This window comes from Kribbella flavida DSM 17836 (genome assembly GCF_000024345.1).
Classification (GTDB): domain Bacteria; phylum Actinomycetota; class Actinomycetes; order Propionibacteriales; family Kribbellaceae; genus Kribbella; species Kribbella flavida.
Window position 1 is genome coordinate 295,482 of record NC_013729.1, and the last position, 20,626, is coordinate 316,107.

Annotated in this window: 22 protein-coding genes; 7 read left to right on the forward strand and 15 right to left on the reverse strand. The window is 71.3% G+C overall.

Translation table 11 applies throughout. From position 1 onward, the window contains the following. Positions 1 to 167: 167 nt before the first annotated feature. The 3 genes from fgd to KFLA_RS01450 are packed head-to-tail and all read left to right on the forward strand — an operon-like array spanning position 168 to position 2,711. Positions 168 to 1,172 (forward strand): glucose-6-phosphate dehydrogenase (coenzyme-F420), encoded by a 1,005-nt coding sequence (gene fgd / locus KFLA_RS01440; RefSeq protein ID WP_012917971.1) that lies wholly within the window; start codon positions 168 to 170, stop codon positions 1,170 to 1,172. A gap of 37 nt (positions 1,173 to 1,209) precedes the next feature. Then, on the forward strand, positions 1,210 to 2,097 hold the full coding sequence (locus KFLA_RS01445; protein ID WP_012917972.1) for a DUF72 domain-containing protein: 888 nt from the start codon (positions 1,210 to 1,212) through the stop codon (positions 2,095 to 2,097). A gap of 32 nt (positions 2,098 to 2,129) precedes the next feature. Next, positions 2,130 to 2,711: an N-acetyltransferase gene (locus tag KFLA_RS01450; protein ID WP_012917973.1), complete on the forward strand. Its 582-nt coding sequence runs from the start codon at positions 2,130 to 2,132 to the stop codon at positions 2,709 to 2,711. A 10-nt stretch (positions 2,712 to 2,721) separates the two neighbouring features. Here KFLA_RS01450 and KFLA_RS01455 read toward each other — a convergent pair whose 3' ends face one another. Then, on the reverse strand, positions 2,722 to 3,096 hold the full coding sequence (locus KFLA_RS01455) for a hypothetical protein (RefSeq protein WP_012917974.1): 375 nt from the start codon (positions 3,094 to 3,096) through the stop codon (positions 2,722 to 2,724). Between the two features lie 69 nt (positions 3,097 to 3,165). After that, positions 3,166 to 3,705, reverse strand: coding sequence for a GNAT family N-acetyltransferase (locus KFLA_RS01460; RefSeq protein WP_012917975.1), 540 nt, complete (start codon positions 3,703 to 3,705; stop codon positions 3,166 to 3,168). A gap of 164 nt (positions 3,706 to 3,869) precedes the next feature. On the opposite strand from KFLA_RS01460, the gene KFLA_RS01465 reads away from it, so the two are divergent. Next, entirely contained in the window at positions 3,870 to 4,637 is a 768-nt protein-coding gene (locus KFLA_RS01465) for an SDR family NAD(P)-dependent oxidoreductase (RefSeq protein ID WP_012917976.1), read from the forward strand. Here the strand turns inward: KFLA_RS01465 and KFLA_RS01470 are convergent. The 7 genes from KFLA_RS01470 to KFLA_RS01500 all read right to left on the reverse strand — a co-directional run bounded on the left by KFLA_RS01470 (position 4,603) and on the right by KFLA_RS01500 (position 11,130). After that, positions 4,603 to 5,544 carry an FkbM family methyltransferase gene (locus tag KFLA_RS01470; RefSeq protein WP_041289096.1) on the reverse strand — a complete coding sequence of 314 codons (942 nt, stop codon included), beginning with the start codon at positions 5,542 to 5,544 and terminating at the stop codon, positions 4,603 to 4,605. The genes KFLA_RS01465 and KFLA_RS01470 overlap by 35 nt on opposite strands. Positions 5,545 to 5,594: 50 nt before the next feature. Continuing rightward, positions 5,595 to 6,164, reverse strand: a complete 570-nt coding sequence (locus KFLA_RS01475; protein ID WP_012917978.1) for a hypothetical protein — start codon at positions 6,162 to 6,164, stop codon at positions 5,595 to 5,597. A gap of 43 nt (positions 6,165 to 6,207) precedes the next feature. Then, positions 6,208 to 6,825, reverse strand: coding sequence for an FMN reductase (locus tag KFLA_RS01480; protein ID WP_012917979.1), 618 nt, complete (start codon positions 6,823 to 6,825; stop codon positions 6,208 to 6,210). Continuing rightward, positions 6,822 to 7,961 carry an LLM class flavin-dependent oxidoreductase gene (locus KFLA_RS01485; RefSeq protein WP_012917980.1) on the reverse strand — a complete coding sequence of 380 codons (1,140 nt, stop codon included), beginning with the start codon at positions 7,959 to 7,961 and terminating at the stop codon, positions 6,822 to 6,824. The genes KFLA_RS01480 and KFLA_RS01485 overlap by 4 nt, the downstream gene beginning before the upstream one ends. A 193-nt stretch (positions 7,962 to 8,154) precedes the next feature. Further along, positions 8,155 to 8,499 (reverse strand): tetratricopeptide repeat protein, encoded by a 345-nt coding sequence (locus KFLA_RS01490; RefSeq protein ID WP_012917981.1) that lies wholly within the window; start codon positions 8,497 to 8,499, stop codon positions 8,155 to 8,157. A gap of 76 nt (positions 8,500 to 8,575) precedes the next feature. Next, positions 8,576 to 9,445: an aldo/keto reductase gene (locus tag KFLA_RS01495; protein WP_012917982.1), complete on the reverse strand. Its 870-nt coding sequence runs from the start codon at positions 9,443 to 9,445 to the stop codon at positions 8,576 to 8,578. A 104-nt stretch (positions 9,446 to 9,549) separates the two neighbouring features. Continuing rightward, positions 9,550 to 11,130, reverse strand: a complete 1,581-nt coding sequence (locus tag KFLA_RS01500) for an alkaline phosphatase D family protein (protein ID WP_012917983.1) — start codon at positions 11,128 to 11,130, stop codon at positions 9,550 to 9,552. Positions 11,131 to 11,389: 259 nt separating this feature from the next. On the opposite strand from KFLA_RS01500, the gene KFLA_RS01505 reads away from it, so the two are divergent. Both KFLA_RS01505 and KFLA_RS01510 read left to right on the forward strand, forming a co-directional pair. Continuing rightward, a complete protein-coding gene (locus KFLA_RS01505) occupies positions 11,390 to 11,872 on the forward strand; it encodes a GNAT family N-acetyltransferase (protein WP_012917984.1) in 483 nt (160 codons plus the stop codon). Further along, positions 11,869 to 12,345 carry a hypothetical protein gene (locus KFLA_RS01510; protein ID WP_049797239.1) on the forward strand — a complete coding sequence of 159 codons (477 nt, stop codon included), beginning with the start codon at positions 11,869 to 11,871 and terminating at the stop codon, positions 12,343 to 12,345. Before KFLA_RS01505 ends, KFLA_RS01510 begins: the two co-directional genes overlap by 4 nt. A gap of 31 nt (positions 12,346 to 12,376) precedes the next feature. On the opposite strand, the gene KFLA_RS01515 is transcribed toward KFLA_RS01510, so the two are convergent. The 6 genes from KFLA_RS01515 to KFLA_RS01540 form a co-directional block, all read right to left on the reverse strand. Continuing rightward, positions 12,377 to 13,819: a diguanylate cyclase domain-containing protein gene (locus KFLA_RS01515; protein WP_012917986.1), complete on the reverse strand. Its 1,443-nt coding sequence runs from the start codon at positions 13,817 to 13,819 to the stop codon at positions 12,377 to 12,379. A gap of 195 nt (positions 13,820 to 14,014) precedes the next feature. Continuing rightward, the gene (locus KFLA_RS01520; protein ID WP_012917987.1) at positions 14,015 to 14,773 is read right to left on the reverse strand and encodes a sugar phosphate isomerase/epimerase family protein; all 759 of its coding nucleotides are present in this window, start codon (positions 14,771 to 14,773) and stop codon (positions 14,015 to 14,017) included. 42 nt (positions 14,774 to 14,815) lie between these two features. After that, positions 14,816 to 15,631, reverse strand: a complete 816-nt coding sequence (locus tag KFLA_RS01525) for a sugar phosphate isomerase/epimerase family protein (protein ID WP_012917988.1) — start codon at positions 15,629 to 15,631, stop codon at positions 14,816 to 14,818. Further along, positions 15,628 to 16,845 carry a dihydrodipicolinate synthase family protein gene (locus tag KFLA_RS01530; RefSeq protein WP_012917989.1) on the reverse strand — a complete coding sequence of 406 codons (1,218 nt, stop codon included), beginning with the start codon at positions 16,843 to 16,845 and terminating at the stop codon, positions 15,628 to 15,630. Before KFLA_RS01530 ends, KFLA_RS01525 begins: the two co-directional genes overlap by 4 nt. After that, positions 16,842 to 18,005 (reverse strand): Gfo/Idh/MocA family protein, encoded by a 1,164-nt coding sequence (locus tag KFLA_RS01535; RefSeq protein ID WP_012917990.1) that lies wholly within the window; start codon positions 18,003 to 18,005, stop codon positions 16,842 to 16,844. The genes KFLA_RS01530 and KFLA_RS01535 overlap by 4 nt, the downstream gene beginning before the upstream one ends. Before the next feature lie 66 nt (positions 18,006 to 18,071). After that, positions 18,072 to 18,857, reverse strand: a complete 786-nt coding sequence (locus tag KFLA_RS01540; protein WP_012917991.1) for a cupin domain-containing protein — start codon at positions 18,855 to 18,857, stop codon at positions 18,072 to 18,074. A 292-nt stretch (positions 18,858 to 19,149) separates the two neighbouring features. On the opposite strand from KFLA_RS01540, the gene KFLA_RS01545 reads away from it, so the two are divergent. Further along, complete coding sequence (locus KFLA_RS01545) at positions 19,150 to 20,616, forward strand: threonine/serine exporter family protein (RefSeq protein ID WP_237706684.1); 1,467 nt, start codon at positions 19,150 to 19,152, stop codon at positions 20,614 to 20,616. The last annotated feature ends 10 nt before the right edge of the window (positions 20,617 to 20,626 follow it).

Consider the following 20,626-nt stretch of genomic DNA (forward strand, 5'->3'; position numbering starts at 1 on the left):
GTTCGGCGTAGGCCACGCGCGGACCATCGTCGCCCGGACGACGGCCGGCCGTCAATCTCCGGCACGCCGGCCGCTCGCAGTACGGTGGCGACACGCCAGGGCCCGGCATAGACCGGGCGGTGGCCGGGTTGTCAGTGGATGAACGAGCCACAACGGAGGAGCAGAGGGTGAGCATTCGGATCGGCTACAAGGCGTCGGCGGAGCAGTTCGGGCCGCGGGACCTGGTGGAGTACGCGGTGCGGGCGGAGGAGCTCGGGCTGGACAGCGTCACCGTCTCGGACCACTTCCTGCCCTGGCGGCACGAGGGCGGGCACGCGCCGTTCGCGCTGGCCTGGATGGCGGCCGTCGGCGAGCGGACGAACCGGGTGCTGATCGGTACGTCGGTGCTGACGCCGACGTTCCGCTACAACCCGGCCGTGATCGCGCAGGCGTTCGCCACGATGGGCCTGCTGTACCCGGGCCGGATCATGCTCGGCGTCGGCACCGGCGAGGCGCTGAACGAGATCGCCGTGTCCGGCCGCGAGTGGCCCGAGTTCAAGGAGCGTTTCGCCCGGTTGCGGGAGGCCGTCGACCTGATCCGCGACCTGTGGACCAAGGAGGGTGTCAGCTCCGACGGCCCGTTCTACCCGACCGTCGACGCCTCGATCTACGACCGGCCGGAGACGCCGGTCAAGGTGTACGTCGCGGCGGGCGGCCCGCTGGTCGCGAAGTACGCCGGCCGCGCCGGTGACGGCTTCATCGCGACGTCCGGCAAGGGCATGGAGCTGTACACCGAGAAGCTGCTCCCGGCCGTCAAGGAGGGCGCCGAGAAGGCCGGCAAGACCTTCGAGGACGTCGACCGGATGCTCGAGGTCAAGGTCTCCTACGACCGGGACCCGGAGGCGGCACTGGAGAACACCCGGTTCTGGGCGCCGCTGTCGCTCACCCCGGAGCAGAAGCACAGCGTGGACAGCGCGACCGAGATGGAGCGGCTGGCCGACGAGCTGCCGATCGAGCAGGTCGCCAAGCGCTGGATCGTCGCCTCGGACCCCGAGCAGGCCGTCAAGCAGTTCCGTCCGTACCTGGAGGCCGGCTTCAACCACTTCGTCGTGCACGGGCCGGGCCATGACCAGGAGCGGTTCCTGACCCAGTTCACCGAGGACGTCGTACCGCTGCTGCGCAAGCTCGGCTGAGCCGGGCCCCGTTTGACGGGTGGGGACCGGCGGGGACATGGAGCGCTGGACGGACGGGCCGTACCGGATCGGGATCTCCGGCTGGCGGTACGCGCCGTGGCGAAAGGCCTTCTATCCCGACGGGCTGCCGCAGCGGGCAGAGCTCGAGTACGCCGCGCGCAGGCTGAACTCGATCGAGCTGAACGGTTCGTTCTACTCGCTGCAGCGGCCGGCGTCGTACCAGCGCTGGTGCGACCAGACGCCGGCCGGGTTCGTCTTCGCGGTCAAGGGGCCGCGGTTCGTCACGCACATGAAGAAGCTGGCCGAGGTGGACGCCCCGCTGGCGAACTTCTTCGCCTCCGGGGTGCTGGCGCTCGGCGACAAGCTGGGCCCGGTGCTGTGGCAGCTGCCGCCGAACCTGGGCTACGACGAGGACCGGTTGGCCGCGTTTTTCCAGCTGTTGCCCAGGACAACTGGTGAAGCGGCCGAGCTGGCGAAGCGGCACGACGAGCGGATGGAGGGTCGCGCGCTGCTCGAGTGCGCGGTCGACGTCCCGATCCGGCATGCGCTGGAGGTTCGGCACGCGTCGTACGAGCGGAGCGAGTTCGTCGAGCTGCTGCGTGCGCACGACGTCGCGCTGGTGTGTGCCGACACCGCGGGCAAGTGGCCGATGCTGGACGACGTGACGTCCGACTTCGTCTACGTCCGGCTGCACGGGGCCGAGGAGCTGTACGTCAGCGGGTACGACGACGACGCGCTGGACCGCTGGGCGCGCCGGATCAAGACCTGGCACAGCGGCCGGACGCCGACCGACGGGCAGCGGGTCGGATCCCCCGCACCGCGTCAGCGACGGAACGTGTACGTGTACTTCGACAACGACGTGAAGGTGCGGGCCCCGTTCGACGCCGAGGGCCTGGCCCGGCGCCTCGGCGTCGAACTCGGTTGAGCCCGGGTCCGGCGACCGCGACAATCGCCGGGATGACGTTCGAGGTGGTCCGTGCCGACGACCCGCGCTGCGCCGTACTGGAGGCGGCCGGGTACACCGTCGTCGGCGAGTCCTGGGCCGCCCGGCTGCGCGACCCCGCTCCCGCCCTGCTGGACCACGCCGTACGCCGTGCTGTCGCGGCCGGGGTGATCGTGCGGGAGCTCGGACCGGAGTACGCGGTCGCGCTGCACGAGCTGGAGACGGCGAACGAGCGGGACTACCCCTACACCCCGGCGACGCATCGAGTGGTCGGTACGGTCGAGGTTGTCCGCGGGCTGTGGTCCGCAGGGCGGGTGTTCGGCGCGCTCGACAGCGACCGGCTGGTCGGGGCGACGCACATCCGGCCGGACGGGGAGACCGGGTTCACGTCGGTCCTGGACGGGTATCGCGGGCGCGGGATCGGGCAGGCGGTCAAGGCGGCGTCGATCCTGGCGCTGCTCGCCGACGGGGTGCGGGTCTTCGGTACCGGTGGCGCGGCGCTCAACGGCGCCAGCTTGGGTGCGAACCTGGCGCTCGGATACGTGGTCGAGGAACGGTGGCGCAGCTACGCGCCGCCGGTCGCGTCGACCGGGTAGCGCCCGGGGATCAGGTCGGGATCCACTCCGGCCACCACGGTGGCACGTTCGCGGGGCAGAGGGCGGCGGGCAGGGTGGCCGGGGTACCGGCCCAGGAGAACAGGGCCAGGTCGGCGATGGTGATCGCGATCAGCGCGCCCAGCAGCGGCATCAGGAACTTCCCGCCGCCGCCCTTCTTCATCACCCGCCACACCACGCTGAACAGCACGATGTTCACCACCAGCGCGACCGGCAGGCCCACGAACAGCAGCGTCGGGCCGTTGCCGACGCCGTTGACCTCGACCCGGCAGGTGTCCCAGGCGCGCCGGGTCAGCCAGAGCAGCCCGAAGCCGGCCGCACCGCCGATCACGAGCGAGAAGAACGACAACCGGTTGCCTTTGGCCATGGGTCAACCGTAGGGCTTGCCGCGCTCGGTCGCCTGCCCGCAACGCCTGTCCCGCGCCGCCCGGGAGACCTAGGTCGCGACGGTGACCGGGCGGCTCGGTGGCTCCAGGGGGTCGGAGACCAGGCGGGCGTGGCGTTCGACGTCGTACCGGGCGCCGTCGTGGGCCAGGCGCTCGCGTTCGAGCCCTTCGCGCAGGAAGCCGGCGCCGGCCGCGACGTGGCAGGAAGCCGGGTTGTCGACCCGGTGGCCGAGCTCCAGCCGGTACAGACCGGCGTCGTGGTGGGCCCAGTCGACGAGCGCGCGCAGAGCGTCCCGGGCGACGCCCTGGCCGCGGACCGCGGCGATCGTCCAGTACCACGTCCAGCCGACCTGGTGCCGGTCGATGTTGGTCACCGCGACACAGCCGACCGGGTGGTCGTCGGCGTCGGCGACGGCGTACACGTGGCCGTTGTCCAGGTCGGCCACCCGGCCGATCCAGTCGACCGCGCTCGCGGTGTCCCGGATGCCGCCCTGGCCGGCCATCGCGGGGTCCTCGTGCGCCGCGGTCAGCCGGACCGCGTCGGCCACCCGCCACCACCGCAGCTCGAGCTTCGCCAGGTCGTACCCCATTCGTCGAGGCTACCTCCGGCGGCCCGGCCGCAAACCCCTTCACCAGCGCCGTACCACCACCACTCACCAACCCGCCCGCGAGCGGCTCACCCGGCCACCGCGCCGCGGGCCGTCTCCCGCCGCAGTCAGCTTGGTGAGTGGTGCAGGTCCGGCAGGATGGGGGTATGCGATTTCTCGACTTCTCCGACCAGGTCGTGCTCGTCACCGGTGCCAGCAGCGGGATCGGGGCGGCCGCGGCGGTGGGGTTCGCGCAGACCGGCGCGACCGTGGCTCTGCATTACCACCACAACGAGTCCGGCGCCGGGCACACGCTGAGCGCGGTGAACACCGCCGGCGGCAGCGGTTCGGTGCACCAGGCCGATCTCGCCGACCCGGCCGCGGCCGACGCGCTGGTCGGCGCCGTGATCGCCCGGCACGGCCGGATCGACGTCCTGGTGAACAACGCCGGCGACCTGGTCAAGCGGACTCCGGTGACCGAGATCGCGGACGAGGAGTGGCACCGGATCCTGGACGTGAACCTGACCTCGGTGTTCGCGATGAGCCGGCGGATCGTGCCGGTACTGCGCGCCCAGGGCGGCGGCGCGATCGTCAACGTCACCTCGATCGCCGGCCGCAACGGCGGCGGAGGCGGCTCGGTGGCCTACGCCACCAGCAAGGGGGCCGTCAGCACCTTCACCCGCGGTCTGGCCAAGGAGCTGGCCGCCGACGGGATCCGGGTCAACGCGATCGCGCCCGGCATCATCAGTACGCCGTTCCACGACCGCCACACCGGCGCGGAGCAGATGCGGGCCCTGCTCGGCACCGTGCCGATGGGCCGCGCCGGAACGCCGCACGAGTGCGTCGGCACGATCCTGTTCCTCGCCTCCGACGCGATGAGCTCCTACGTCACCGGTCAGGTCATCGAAGTGAATGGCGGCCAGTTGATGCCTTGAGCGACCGGTCCCGGCGGAACAGCCGGTTGTGGTCGAGCAGGTCGCCGGTCGGCCGGTAACCGAGCTCGTCGAGCACCTCGTACAGCCGGGACCGCTGGTCCTCCAGCTTGTCCTCGACCAGGATGGCGCGCGGCCGCAGCCGGGTCAGCGTGTGCGCGGCGCCGCGCAGTACGTCGAGCTCGGCGCCTTCGACGTCGATCTTCACCAGGTTGAGGCGGTTCAGGTCGTTGGCCCGGGCCCAGTCGTCCAGCCGGACCACGGTCACCTGCTGCACGACCTCGCCGTCCGCGGACAGGGAGCGAACGCCGGTGTCGGCGACGTCGTACCGGCTGTCGGCGTGCAGGGCGGCCTCTTGGGTGCGATCGCCGAGGGCGGCCGGGACGGTGTCGATCAGCTCGTCGAGACCGTTGCGCTCGGCAGCTTCTTGCAACTTCGCCAGGGAGTCCTCGGCCGGCTCGAACGCGATCACCCGGCCGGAGCTCAGCTCACGCAGCCGCCGGGCCACGCCGAGCGTGTGCAGGCCGATGTTCGCGCCGATGTCGAGCATGACGTCGCCGGCGCGCAGCTCGGCGGTGAGGAAGCGGGAGGTGGTCGGCTCGTAGCGGCCGGCGTAGTACAGGACGGCCTGGAGGTTGTCGCGCAGGTCGAGCTGCAGCCGCAGACCGTGCCGGCGGACGTCGATCGCGTCGACGGCCCAGTCCGGGGAGATCTTCACCAGCTCAGGATTTCGGTCCGCCAGCCGCGGCGAGATCCGGGTCGCCACCCGGTGCACGCCGCCTCGCCGCGCGCCTTCGAGCCGTCCCACCACCTGAGCCACCCGTCGCGCGGCCCCGGCGCCGCCGACCCGCTCGGCGACGTACGGCAACCGCCAAGCGGCCCGCCCCACCCCACCATCCCGAAGCTCCATCCACCCCAGATACCCGGTTTTCCGCCTGATCACTCCTCGTCCGTTGGAGATCAGACCGCACCGGGAGTTGAGGGCCTTGCACAACGAGCGACGGCAACCACCGTCCACGGCACAGGGGGAAGGGCTTCACTGGCCGGGCGCGCGAGCACCCAGCGTAGGGCGCGGTCGGCGTCGCTGAGGCGATCGAGCAGCCCGTGACGGTTGAGCCGAAGGTCCAGCGCGGCGCAGGCCTCGACAGCGAAGTCGTAGCAGTGCCAGTCGTGAAAGCTGAAGTGGTCCTCGCAGCCGATGATCTCGTGGCCGAGCACTTCCGCGTCGGCGGGCAACGACCGGTTCTGGTCGAGCAAGGCGAAGGCAAGGTCCGCCTCGCCGTTGTACTGCGCGCGCAGATCGGCCGCGTGGTGAGCGGACAGGCCCACGGCGTACAGGTCGAGCGGGCCGGCCGGGTCGAGGACGCGTTCTGCCTCGGCGCGATCCGTGAACCAGTCGATGAGCTCGGGCTGGATGCCGGCGTCCATCGAGCAGGCGCTGATCGTCAGGTAGGGATCAGGTACGGCGTGGTCGCGGTGCGGCTCACGGCGAGTGGGTGCTGTGAGCACGTAACCGGCGAGCAGGAGCATGGGGCCGAGTATGAGCCGGGCGGGCGGCCCGGCACACCTGGTCTCAGCCCTTGAGGAGGTCTTCGAACGGGGTGGGGTTGGCGAACGGGTCGATCGGGGGCTTGGTGGGCTCGTGGGAGATGAGGTCGACGAGTTCGGTGGCGGCGCGTTCGACGCGGGCGCGGAGGGCGGTGGCGTGCGGGCCCCAGTCCGACGACGCGGCGTACACGGCGGTGGGTACGACGACCGCCTGCAGGTAGGCGAAGAGCGGGCGCAGCGCGTACTCCAGCACCAGCGAGTGCCGTTCGGTGCCGCCGGTCGCGCCGAGCAGCACCGGCTTGCCGACCAGCGCCTTGTCGTCCAGCACGTCGAAGAACATCTTGAACAGCCCGTTGTACGACGCGCTGAAGGTCGGCGTCACTGCGATCAGCGCGTCGGCCTTCACCACCGTCTCCAGCACCTCGCGCAGGCTCTCCGACGGGAAGCCCGTGAGGAGGTTGTTGGTCAGGTCGTGCGCCACGTCGCGCAGCTCGATCGTCACCACCCGGCGCGGGATGCCCCGGCCGTCGAGGGTGTCCCGGACGGCCGCGGCGAGCTGGTCGGCGAGCAGCCGGGTTGACGACGGAGTGGTCAGTCCGGCGGTCACCACGGCGATCGTGCGCTCCCCACCCGGCGCGGTCATCGCTCGGCCCCCTCGCCCGTCGCGACCGGCTCCGGCGCGGACAGCGACTCCAGCGCGTGCGCCCGCTCGGCGGCGACCTTCAGCGACGCGTGCGTCGGCGCGTCCGGCACGTGCGCCGGCTTCAGCGTCGCGAACTCCTTGCGCAGCACCGGAACGACCTCCTCGCCGAGCAGGTCCAGCTGCTCGAGCACCGTCTTCAGCGGCAGACCAGCGTGGTCCATCAGGAACAGCTGCCGCTGGTAGTCACCGAACTTCTCCCGGAACGTCAGCGTCCGCTCGATCACTTCCTGAGGGCTGCCCACGGTCAGCGGCGTCTCCCTGGTGAAGTCCTCCAGCGACGGCCCGTGCCCGTAGACCGGGGCGTTGTCGAAGTACGGCCGGAACTCGCGCACCGCGTCCTGCGAGTTCTTCCGCATGAACACCTGTCCGCCCAGCCCGACGATCGCCTGGTCCGCGGCGCCGTGCCCGTAGTGCTCGAACCGCCGCCGGTACAGGTCGATCATCTGCTGGGTGTGCGACGCCGGCCAGAAGATGTTGTTGTGGAAGAACCCGTCACCGTAGTACGCCGCCTGCTCGGCGATCTCCGGGCTGCGGATCGAGCCGTGCCAGACGAACGGCGGTACGCCGTCCAGCGGCCGCGGCGTCGAGGTGAAGCCCTGCAGCGGGGTCCGGAAGTTGCCTTCCCAGTCGACCACGTCCTCGCGCCAGAGCCGGCGCAGCAGCGCGTAGTTCTCGACCGCGAGCTGGATGCCGTTGCGGATGTCCTGCCCGAACCACGGGTAGACCGGCCCGGTGTTGCCGCGACCCATCATCAGGTCCACCCGGCCGTCGGCCAGGTGCTGCAGCATCGCGTAGTCCTCGGCGATCTTCACCGGGTCGTTGGTGGTGATCAGCGTCGTCGAGGTGGACAGGATCAGCTTCGACGTGCGCGCCGCGATGTAGCCGAGCATCGTGGTCGGCGACGACGGCACGAACGGCGGGTTGTGGTGCTCGCCGGTGGCGAACACGTCCAGCCCGACCTCCTCGGCCTTCAGCGCGATCGTCACCATCGCCTTGATCCGCTCGGCCTCGCTGACCGTGGTCCCGGTGGTGGGGTCCTCGGTGACGTCGCCGACGGTGAACACACCGAACTGCATCTGCCCTCCTCGGGTAGGTAGTTCACTATTAAACTACCGATGCATCCATAACGCTACTCGGGCAGGCACCATTCCGTGGGTGGGGGCTGAGGAGCGTGGTGTTGGTAACACGTGCTGTGCTGGTCGGCTCGGGGCTGCAGGGGACTTGCTGGGAGCGGAGGAACCCGCGTGGGGGCTCCTCCGCCCAACACCACTACACCCGATGCGGCTGCAGCAGCTCGTCGTTGCCCGTCAGAGCAGCGGCGATGCGCCGGTGCTTGACGGCTTCGTCGTGCCTGGACTGACGCTCCAGCGTCCGCGCCATCATCAGATGCGCGTAGTACTCCGTGGGCTCGCGCGTCAGCACCTCGTGCAGGTGCTCCTCGGCCGGCTTGAGCAGCGCGGAGTGGTAGTAGGCCCGGGCGAGCAGCAGCCGGGTGCCGACGTCGTCCGGCGTCTCCTCGACGACCGGCCGCAGGGCCCGGATCGCGCCGCGGTAGTCCTTCTCCTCGAAGTACTGCCGGCCCAGGCCGTAGCTCAGTGCACGCATGTCTTCCATGGGGGACCTCCCGTCGCGGCTGACGCCTCTTCGAACGTCAGCCGCAACGACGGCCGGTACGCCGGTATTCCGCGGCTCAGGCGGCGTCGAGCGCGGCCACCTGCTCCGGGGTCAGCTCCAGCTCGACCGCGGCGTAGGAGTCGCGGATCGTCTCCGGCCGGCTCGACCCCGGGATCGGGATGACCTGCTCGGACTTCGCCAGCATCCAGGCCAGCGTGAGCTGCTGCGGGCTGACGCCGAGCTCGGAGGCGATCTGGTGGAAGGCCGGGTGCTTCTCGCCGAGTTCGGACGCGCTGGAGATGCCGCCGAGCGGCGACCAGGGCAGGAACGCGATGCCGAGCTCGTCGCACAGCTCGAGCTCCGGCTCGCTGGACCGGAAGGCCGGGGAGAACTGGTTCTGCACCGATACGAGGCGGCCGCCGAGGATGTCACTGGCCTGCTTGATCTGCTCCGGGTTCGCGTTCGAGATGCCGGCCAGCCGGATCTTGCCCGCGTCGAGCAGGTCCCGGATCGCGCCGACCGACTCGGCGTACGGCGTGTTCGGGTCCGGCCGGTGGAACTGGTACAGGCCGATCGCGTCCACGCCGAGCCGCTTGAGCGACGCGTCGGCGGCCTGCTTCAGGTACTCGGGTGAGCCGTTCAGCGTCCAGGAGCCGTCGCCCGGGCGGAGGTGGCCGCCCTTGGTGGCGACCAGCACGTTCGACGTGTCCCCGCCGTACGAGGCGAGCGCCTGCGCGATCAGGGACTCGTTGTGCCCGACGTCGGTCGCGGTCAGGTGGTAGGCGTCGGCGGTGTCGATCAGCGTGATACCGGCCTCGAGGGCGGCGTGGATGGTCGCGATCGAGCGGTCCTCGTCGGGCCGGCCCTCGATCGACATCGGCATCGCGCCGAGCCCGATCGCACTGACCTCGACGTCGCCGATCCGGCGGATCTTGTGGGTAACCATGCCCTCCAAGTTCCCCCACCGGCCGGACGAAATCCAACAGCAAGATGCGTTCAGAGTAAGCACTGCGGCTGCTGAATCCCGTCCGGTCCGGAGGGAGGCCAAGGTCAGGCCGGGTGGACGTGCGGGGTGCGGTCCTCGACGAGGTACGTCGCGCGGGTGCTGATCGGGGCGCCCGGGGTGGTGACGTACGGGACAACGCGGAAGTCCGAGCGCCAGCGGAACCGGTCGACGCTGACCCGGACGTAGCCACGCTGGGAGTTGAAGAACTTCAGGTGCGGGTTCGCGGCCAGGAACTGGTTGCCCTGGTCGGTGGTGTCGGAGCCGTCGCCACCGCTGGTGATCGACGTGCCGACGAACTCCGTGCCGACCGTGGCCGAGGCCGGGTCGGCGTAGTCGCGCTTCAGCTCGAGCGCGTAGTTCTGGTGCCGGTCACCGGTGATCACCACCAGGTTGCGAACGCCGGCGTCCTGGGCGGCGCCGAGCACCTCGTTGCGCTCGGCGACGTAGCCGTCCCACGGGTCCAGCCAGACGTGCGTCTCCGGGCCGGGGTTCCAGTCGGTCTGACCCATCGGAGCCTGGTTGCCGAGCACCTGCCAGCGGGCGTTCGAGCGGCGGAACCCGTCCAGCAGCCAGGCCTTCTGCTTGCCGCCGAGCATGGTGTTGTCCGGGTCGAACCGGTCGTTGCAGGTCGCCGAGGCACCGTCGCCGCACGGCTGGTCGGAGCGGTACTGCCGGGTGTCCAGCATGGTGATGTCGGCCAGCCGCCCGTACGGCAGCCGCCGGTGCAGCCGGACGTCCGGGCCGGACGGCATCTGGTCGTGCCGCAGCGGCATGTTCTCGTACATCGCCTGGAACGCCTGCGCGCGACGGATCCGGAACACCGCCGGGTCCTGGTCCGGCTCGGTGTCGGCCTGGGACAGGTCGCCGGCCCAGTTGTTCTCCACCTCGTGGTCGTCGATGGTGTGGATCCACGGGTGCGCGGCGTGCGCTGCCTGCAGCGGCGCCTCCGACTTGTAGAGCGAGTACTGCAGCCGGTAGCGCGCCAGGTCGAACGTCTCGGTGTGGAACCGCGGATCCGTCACCACGCCCCGCCGGTTCGTCCGGACGCCCGACTCGTAGAGGTAGTCGCCCAGGTGCACGACCAGGTCGAGGTCCTCGGCCGCCAGGTGCTGGTACGCCGTGAAGAACCCGTCCTGCCAGGCGTTGCACGACGCGAACGCGAACCGCAGTTCCCGCGGCGAGGAGAACGGGTGCGGCGTGGTCCGGGTGCGGCCGGTCGCCGAGACCTCGTGGCCGGTGCGGAACCGGTAGTAGTACTCGTGGTCCGGCTGCAGCCCGTGGATCTCGGGGTGCACCGAGTGGCCCAGCTCCGGGGTCGCCAGCACGCTCGACCGGCGGACCACGTGCCGGAACCGCTCGTCCCGGGCCACCTCGTACTCGACCCGGACCGGCTTGGCCGGCATCCCGCCGCGGCCGTCCACGGCGAACGGGTCGAGGGCCAGCCGGGTCCACAGCACGACGCTGTCGTACCTCGGGTCGCCGGAGGCCACGCCGAGGGTGAAGGGGTTGCCGGAGCCGCTGGGCGCCGCGTACGTGGTCGAGGCGTCCCAGGCGCCGGTGCCGAGCAGCACCGCGGCGGTGCCGGCACCGCCGTACCCGAGAAAACGCCGACGGGAGAGTGACATGAGGATCCTCCTTGGCGGGTGGGGGGTCCGGGCCAGCCTGCAGTCGTCCGGTGACGACGAGTCGACGCGAAGGTGAACGAGTGCCGTGTATCGCTTGATCGCCGTAACCGGGTGACACCTGCTGAGCCCAGGCAGCGCGACGCGTTAAATCACCCGTCATGCTGCGGACTTACCATGATTGCGCGTTAACAACCCGGACGTCGTATCAGCCGTGTCGTCCGCCCGTCGCCGCGCCTGCGGCGCCGGAGATGATGTCCGCATGCCGACTGACGAACGGATCCGCCGGGCGCGCCCCGACGACATCCCCACGATCGTGGACCTGGTCTACGCGCTGGCGGACTACGAGCGGGCGCCGGACGCGTGCCGGCTGACGGCCGAGCAGCTGCGGACCGCGTTGTTCGGGCCCGCGCCGGCGGTGTTCTGCCACGTCGCCGAGCACGACGGCGAGGTGGTCGGCTGCGCGCTGTGGTTCCTCAACTTCTCCACCTGGCGCGGCGTGCACGGCATCTACCTGGAGGATCTGTTCGTCCGCCCCGCGCACCGCGGCTCCGGCCTCGGCAAGGCCCTGCTCACCGCCCTGGCCCAGGAATGCGTCCAGCACGGCTACGAACGCCTCGAGTGGTCCGTCCTGGACTGGAACACCCCGGCCATCGACTTCTACCAGTCCCTGGGCGCCAATCCCCAAGCCGAGTGGACCACCTTCCGCCTCACCGACGCCGCCCTCGCCGAACTCGGCGCATGAGCCCCGCTGGCGAGCACGAGGTCAGGCCGTTGATGCTGAGCCGGGTGGCTCAGGCAGGGCTGTGGCTGGTGGTGGGAGTCGGAATTGTGGCGGCCCTGCTGGATGGTGCCGGGGCGCGGTCGTGGGTGCCGGCGGTCGCGGTGGTGGTGATCGCCGCGAGCGGGGTGCTGGCGGTCCGGGCCTATCGGGTCGGGGCGACGTACGGGCCGGACGGGATCGAGGTCCGCGGCTACTTCCGTACCCGGCGGATCCAGAGGAACCAGGTCACGCAGGTGACGGACTTCCCCGCCGTGCGCTGGAAGGACACGAACGGCAAGCCGCGCTGGACCCCGATCTCCGCGTTCTCCGGCAGCAGCGGACAGCTGCGGATGATCGAACGCCACAACGCGGTCTGCCTCGCCCTGCTGCAACTCTGGGACGAGGAACGACACCAGAAACCCACCCGCACCCCCCGCAGAACCCGCCGCCGCTGAACACCGTCGCGGCCGCGCACGGCCAGGGTGCTCAGCGTCTGCTGTGTTGTTTGGCCTCGTACATGGCGTGGTCGGCGGTGCGGAGGAGTTCTTCGAGGTCGGCGGTGTACGGGCTGACGACGGCGGTGCCGAGGCTGGCGGTGACGGGGACGTCGATGCCGGTCAGTGGGCGGTTGATCGAGTCCTCGATGCGGCGCACCAGCGCGGTCAGGTCGGTGCCGTCGATCTCCTCGGCCAGGACGGCGAACTCGTCGCCGCCCAGTCGGGCGACGGTGTCGCCCTGCCGGACCGCCGCCTGCAGCCGGGTGCCGATCTCGCGCAGTGCCAGGTCGCCGGCCTCGTGGCCGTACTTGTCGTTGACCTGCTTGAAGTGGTTCAGGTCGCAGAACAGCAGCACCCCGCGGCGTCCACTCTGCCGCGACCGTTGCAGCACCGCGTTGAACCGGTGCTGCAGCAGTCGTCGGTTCGCCAGGCCGGTGAGCGCGTCGTGCGCGGCGTGGTGCTGCAGCTCCCGCTCGGCGTCCTTGCGCGCGGTCACGTCGTCGATCTGGATCAGCAGGATGCGCGGCTGGTCCTTGCCCTGGCCGACGATCGCGGCGGTGCCGCCGAGCCAGATGTCGTGGCCGTCGGCCCGCCGGAAGGTCCGCTCGAACCGGTACGGTCCCTGGCCCGCGGTCAGCTGGTCCAGCTCACGCCGGCTCTGCCCGGCGTCCTCGTCCTCCAGGTAGTCCGCCAGCGCCGACCCGACGAGCTGGTCGGTGGTGTAGCCGGTGATCCGGCAGAACGCGTCGTTCACCCGCAGGACCCGGCCGGCCTCGGGGCCGTCGAACGCGATCGTCGCCATCCCGTTCCCGGCGCCCTCGAAGACCAGCCGGAACGTCGTCTCGCTCGCCTCCAGCCGGACCTTCTCGGCCAGCAGCTGGTCGGTCAGCCGGGCCTTGTCGATCGCCAGCCCGGCCTGGGTCGCGAAGATCTCCAGCAGCTCCCGGTGGATCGGCCCCGGCCGGCGCTGGTCCTCGGGCAGGTCGACCGAGAGCATGCCGACCAGTTCGCCCTCGGACGAGCACAGCGGCGCGAACAGCGCGTCCAGCGGGTGCCAGGCGTTCGGGTCGGCGGACACCGGTACGTCGGGCACCCAGCCGACCACCTCACCCTCGGGCAGCCGCTCGTGCGGCACGAACCGCAGGCCGCCCCAGACGTCGGCGATCGCGAACTCGGCGTCGAAGATGTCGGCCGCGCTGACCGTGCCGAGCAGCGCTTCCTTCGCCTCCGGCGACCCGGCCACCGCGATCACCTCGAACTTGCCGTCCGGCTGCCGCAGGTTCAGCACGGCGATGCCGAAGCCGAGGCCGTCGACGACCCCGTCCACCACGGCCTGCAGGGTCTCGCCCAGGCTGCGCCCCGCGCCCATCCGGGCGCTCACCTCGTAGAGACGGCGCACGGCCGTCATCCGCACGGTGGGCTCGTTCTGCACTGCACATCTCCGGCGTCACGGCGTCGGCGGCCTGACAGGAACCCCGCCGTGGTGAGGGCCCCCTCACAGAGTGACAGATCGCGCCGTCAGAGCAACGCGTCCGGCACGCCGATGCCCGATCGTGCGTACCGCGGACGGTAGCCGATCACTTGCGTTCCGTGACAACGATAGCGCGTCGCTGGCCGGCCGCCGACGTCAGAACCGCAGCTGCGCCAGCGAGCGGTAGCTCGTCCGGGCCGACGCCCACGGGTCGACCGGCGCGTCGTGCTCCACCAGCCACTGCTCGACGCCACCGCGGTCGGCCCGGTCGAAGATCGCCGGGAAGTCCAGCCGGCCCATCCCGACGTCCTCGAACGACCCGTCCGCGGCCATGTCCTTGACGTGCAGCGCGGGGAACCGGCCCGGGTACTGCTGGAAGTAGTCGACCGGGTTCTTCCCGCCGTCCACCACCCAGTACAGGTCCAGCTCGAAGCCGAGCAGGTCGGGCTCCACCTCGGCGAGCAGGATGTCGAACAGCACTTGCCCGTCCACCTCGGCGAAGTCGTGCCCGTGGTTGTGGAACAGCAGCTTCAGTCCCGCCGCCCGGGCCGCTTCACCGGCTTGGTTGAACGCGGCGGCCGCCTCCCGGAAGCCGTCCGGCGTGCGCAGCTCGACCGGCAGCGACGGTACGACGATCCAGCGGCCGCCGAGCGTGTGCACGTCCGCCAGGGCGCCTTCCCAGTCGTCGGTCAGCCGCTGGTAGCCGACGTGCTCCAGCACGATCCGCAGGCCGGCCGCGTCGGCGTACGAGCGGATCTCGGCGGCGGAGTGGCCGAACCGGCCGCTGACCCCGACGGTCCGGTAGCCGATCTCGGCGAGTCGCCGGAGCGTGCCCGGGTAGTCGTCGGCGAGCGCCTCGCGCATCGTGTACAGGTGCATGCCTATGCCGTCGGCGGGAATGCTGCGGTCGGTCACGGGGCGGTGCTCCTTTGCGTCGGCCTCGGGCAGATGATTGCTTCAGGCAACGTGTTCGCGGTAGCGGGCGAGGGCGAGGTCGAAGACGTGCTGACCGGGCGCGTCCCAGAGGTCCTGGTTGAAGATCTCCACCTCGACCGGCCCGGTGTAACCGGCCGCGTCGCAGGCCTCGCGCAACCGGCGCAGCTCGATCGAGCCGTCGCCCATCAGACCGCGGCCGAGCAGGGTGTCGGCCGGCAGCGGCACCACCCAGTCGCTCACCTGGTACGAGCAGATCCGGTCGCCGGCCCGCTGGATCTGGCGGTAGACGTCCGCGTCCCACCACAGGTGGTAGGCGTCGACGATCACGCCGACCTGCTCGGCCGGGAACTGCTCGGCCAGGTCGAGCGCGCCGCCGAGCGAGGACACCACGCACCGGTCGGAGCAGAACATCGGGTGCAGCGCCTCGATCGCCAGCCGCACCCCCCGCTCACCGGCGTACGGCGCGAGCTCGGCCAGTCCGTCACGGACCATGCTGCGGGCGCCGTCCAGGTCCCGGGAGCCGGCCGGAAGGCCGCCGCTGACCAGGACCAGCACCTCGGTGCCGAGCGTCGCCGCCTCGTCGATCGCGCGGCGGTTGTCGTCGAGCTTGGCCTGCCGCTCGGCCTCGTCGGTGGCGGTGAAGAACCCGCCGCGGCACAACGAGGAGACCTGCAGCCCGGCGTCGGCGACCAGCTTGGCCGCGCGCTCGACGCCGTACTCCTGGACCGGCTCACGCCACAGGCCGATCCAGGACAGCTCGGCCTTCGAGCTGGCCGCGACCACGTCTTCCAGCGGCCAGTACTTCGTGGTCGCCTGGTTGAGGCTGTAGCGGTTCATGCGTCGACTCCGTGCACGGCCAGCAGCCGCCGGAAGCGGTCGACGGCGAGGTCGGGCCGGGTCAGGACGCCGGCCTGGTCCGCCAGCCGGAAGGTCTCGGCGAGGTGCGGCAGCGAGCGGCCGGTCTGCAGGCCGCCGACCATGCCGAAGCCGGGCTGGTGCCCGTTCAGCCAGGCGAGCAAGGCGATGCCGGTCTTGTAGTAGTACGTCGGCGCGGAGAAGATCTGCCGGGCCAGCGGCACGGTCGGCGCGAAGACCTGTTCGTACCGCCCGAGGTCGCCGTCGTCGAGGGCCTTCAGGGCCGCGGCCGCCGCCGGTGCGATCGCGGCGAAGATGCCGAGCAGCGCGTCGCTGTGCCGCAGGCCGTCGCCGCGGATCAGCTCCGGGTAGTTGAAGTCGTCGCCGGTGTAGAGCCGGACCTGCTCGGGCAAGCGGTTGCGCAGAGCAACTTCCTTGGCCGCGTCGAGCAGAGAGACCTTGATGCCGTCCACCTTGGCGGTGTGGTCGGCGATCAGGCCGACCACGACGTCCGCGGCGGTGTCCAGCGAGTCGCTGCCCCAGTAGCCGTCCAGCGCCGGATCGAACATCGCGCCCAGCCAGTGCAGGATGACCGGCCGGGACGACTGCGCGAGCAGCCGGTCGTACACCTTGCGGTAGTCGTCGGGCGAGTTCGCCGCCGCGCAGAGCGCGCGGCTGGCCATCAGGATCGGCTGCGCGCCGGCCTGCTCGGCGACCGCCAGCTGCTCCTCGTACGCCGCGATCACGGCGTCCAGGGTGTGCTCACCCGCGGGCAGCTGGTCGGTGCCGACGCCGACCGCGATCCGGCCGTCCGGTGCTTCCGCGGCGGAACGCCGGATCAGCTCCTGGGTCGCCGGCCAGTCCAGCCCCATCCCGCGCTGCGCGGTGTCCATCGCCTCGGCCACCGACAACCCGAGCGACCACAGGTGCCGCCGGAACTGCAGCGTGTGCTCCCAGTCGATCGCCGCGGGTGCTCCCGGCGCGTTGTCGCCCAGCGGATCCGCCACCACGTGCGCCGCCGCGAAGGCCAGCCGGCTCACCGCCGGCGTGTAGGTGCCCTCAGCAACCGGCTTACCCACAAGTCGGTACTCCACCAGGTCACCGCGCACCGCAGGGCTCGGGCCGGAGCCGCCGCCGGTTCCCTCGCCACCCTTTCTCTGCCCGCCGACGGCGGGAAGCTTCAGAGCGAGCGTCATGACCCGGCCTCGATCGACAGCGCCGGGACCTCCAGCTTGCGGCCTTCGCGCCAGGACTGCAGCCCGAGCTCCGCCAGCTGCACACCCTTCGCGCCCTCGACGAAGTCCCAGGTGAACGGCGCATCATCCACCACGTGCCGCAGGAACATCTCCCACTGCACCTTGAAGCCGTTGTCGAACACCTCGTTGTCCGGCACCACCGACCACTGGTCCCGGAACTTCTCGGTCACCGGCAGGTCCGGGTTCCAGACCGGCTTGGGCGTCGCCGACCGGTGCTGGGCGTGGCAGTTCCGCAGCCCGGCGACCGCCGAGCCCTCGGTGCCGTCGACCTGGAACTCGACCAGCTCGTCCCGGAACACCCGGGTCGTCCACGACGAGTTCAGCTGCGCGATGATCCCGCCCTCCAGCTCGAACACGCCGTACGCCGCATCCTCGGCGGTGGCGGCGTACTCGGTGCCCTGCTCGTCCCACCGGGTCGGGATGTGCACCGCGCCCTGGCAGTACACCGACCGGACCGGCGCGAAGATCTGGTCGAGCACGTACCGCCAGTGGCAGAACATGTCGACCACGATGCCGCCGCCCTCTGCCTGCTTGTAGTTCCAGGCGGGCCGCTGCGCCTCCTGCCAGTCGCCCTCGAACACCCAGTAGCCGAACTCGCCGCGGACCGAGAGGATCCGGCCGAAGAAGCCGCCGTCGACCAGCCGCTTGAGCTTGCGCAGGCCGGGCAGTGACAGCTTGTCCTGGACGACGCCGTTCTTCAGGCCGGAGTCGCGGACCAGCCGGGCCAGGTCGACCGCGGCGTCCAGGCCCTCGGCGATCGGCTTCTCGCAGTAGATCGCCTTGCCGGCCTCGACCGCGGCGCGCACACCCTTCTCCCGCAGCTGAGTGAGCTGGGAGTCGAAGTAGATCTCGACGTCCGGCTCGGCCAGTGCCTCGGACAGGTCGGTGGTCCAGCGGGTCAGGCCGTACTGCTCGGCGATCCGGCGCAGCTTCAGCTCGTTGCGGCCGACCAGGATCGGCTCGGGAATGATCATCGACCCGTCGGCGGCGGCGATGCCGCCCTGCTCGCGGATCGCCACGATGGAACGCTCCAGGTGCTGGCGCAGGCCCATCCGGCCGGTGACGCCGTTCATCACGATGCCGACGCGTCGCTCGTTCACTGTTCGTGCCTCTCTTCGGCGCTGCTGCGCTGGTCTCGGTCGGGGCGTTGGCTGGTACGCCGGGGGTCAGGTGTGGCTGGCCCCGGAGGCCAGGTCGTACACGTCGAGGCGCCCGCACATCCCGTGGCGACCGAGCTCCGTCGGCGCGGGAAGCTGGTGAAGCTGCGCGGACTGCAGGTGCGGAGCGGTCCCGGCTTCGAGCGCGTCGAGCGCCGCGCCGGTCTCGTCGGCCAGGCGGCGAGCGCCCTGCTGCCAGCGGCGTCGCCAGTCGGGAAGCTGGGGTCGGACGATGCCGATGGCCGCCTGGTAGAACGCGTCGAGCGCGCCCGGTCCCTCGGCGTCGTACGCGCTGCGCAGGGCGGCGAAGCCCTCGAGCGCGAGGTCGCGGCGGCGCATCGCGGACGGCGTACGGGCCTCGCCCTCGCCGGTGAGGGTGGTCGCGGCCAGGTAGGTCTCGCGGTCGGTCAGGTGCTCCGGCGGCAGGGTGAGCACCGCGTCGCCGGCCTCGGGCAGGCCGGAGTTCGACATCAGCGTGAGGATCTGCAGGCCGCCACCGTTGACCAGCCGGTGGATCGTGCCGGGGTCGAACCACACGACCGTGCCGGGCTGCAACGGGGTCTCGGTGAAGCCCTTGGGGTTGAGGGTGTGGACCGCGCCGGAGCCGGCGATCACGTAGTACCCCTCGGAGCAGGCCAGGTGGACGTGCGGGGTGCCGCCGACCAGGCCGTCGGGGGCCTCGACGTCGTACACCGTGAGCAGGGAGACGCCGATCCCGCCGGGCAGCGCGGCATCGGGCCGGCTGGGCCGCTCCGCGGGCTCGGTCGCGGTGGACTCACCGTCGAGGGCGCACATGCTCGGCCTCCTGGTGTCGAATCGCTTGGAAAGGGCTTTCCGAGCGTGTGATCGCAACCTTAGGTGGGGTGTCACGGCGAGTCAACCGGTTGCCGGTTCCGGCCGTACGGCCGCAGGGAAAGCGATTGCAGGCCGGGTCGCCGCGTCCGGGCGGAACTGCACCACTCGGGAAGCGGCGGCGCCGAGCGGCCGCGGGCCCCGCCGGAGCGGGGGCCTGGCCGCCGGTGGCACGGTGGTGGGTGGTGCAGGTCCGGTTGGGAATGGCCCGGGCAAGGGCGTTAGCGTCGAGCGAGTGGACGAGAGCAGCAAGGTGGCGGCGGGCGGAGGACCGACGGACGAGGCGATGGTCGAGCGGCGGCAGCGCGGCCGGCGGGCCGAGGACCGGCGGGTGGTGGAGGAGCAGCGGGCTCGCGACGAGCAGCGTGAGGTGTACAGCACGCTGGACCTCGCGCTGCGGGTCGGCGAGGTGCTGCTGTCCAGCGGTGCCGGTACGGCGGACACCACCGCGACCATTCTCGGCGTGACCGCCGCGGGCGGTCTGCGCGGGTGCGAGGTGGACATCACCTTCACCTCGATCGCGATCTCGTACCAGGCCGCGCCCGACGTCGCGCCCGAGACGCACGTGCGCGTCGTCCGGTACCGCGGCCAGGACTTCTCCCGGCTGACCGATGTCGACCGCCTGGTCCGCCGGTTCGCCCGCGGTGACGTGACCCGGGAGGAGGCGAGCCGCGAGCTGGCCCGGATCGTCTCCGCCGGACCGCCGTTCCCGCGGTGGACCTCGGTGCTCGCCTGGGGCGTGATGGCCGGCGGCGCGACGCTGCTGCTCGGCGGTGGCTGGCTGATCACGCTGGTCGCCTTCGTCACCGCGATCGTGATCGAGACGAACAACCGCTGGTTCAACCGGCAGCGGCTGCCCGCGTTCTACCAGCAGGTCGCCGGCGCGTTCGTGGCCACCGCCGTCGCGCTGATCCTGTACGCCGTGGACGCGCCGGTGAAGCCGTCGCTGGTGGTCGCGGCCGGCATCATCATGCTGCTGGCCGGCATCGCCCTCACCGGTGCGGTCCAGGACGCGATCACCGGGTACTACGTGACCGCGGCCGCCCGCAGCCTGGAGGCGATGCTGCTGACCGGCGGGATCATCGCCGGGGTCAGCCTCGGCCTGACGCTCGGGCTGAAGCTCGGTCTGCCGGTCGCGATCGAGGCGCAGACGATCCAGCTGGCGAACCTGCCGGTCATGGTCGGCGCCAGTGCACTGATGGCGGTCGCCTTCGCCTACGCGTCGTACGCCCCGTTGCGGTCGCTGCTGCCGGTCGGGGTGGTCGGGGCCGCGGGGTCGCTGGCGTTCACGCTGATGGCGCGGGCGGAGTTCGGGCCGGCCTGGTCGACGGCGGCGGGCGCCTTCGTGGTCGGCCTCGGCGGGTACTCGCTCGGCCGGCGCTGTGGCGTACCGCCGCTGGTGGTCGTGGTGTCCGGCACGGTGCCGCTGCTGCCTGGACTGACCATCTACAAGGGCCTGTTCGAGCTGCTGAGCCTGGGCAACCTGATCGGCGTCGTCAGCCTGGCGACCGCGGTCGCGATCGGCGTCGCGCTCGCCTCGGGCGTCATTCTCGGCGAGTACGTCGCTCAGCCCATTCGCCGCGAGGCCCGTCGCCTCGAGGACCGCCTGGCCGGCCCGCGCCTCGTCGGCCCGCGCCGCCCGGTCCGCCCCCGCCAGCCCCGCCCGCGCCGAAACCGCCGGTCCGGCCGCATCACCCACTAGGCCGTGTTGA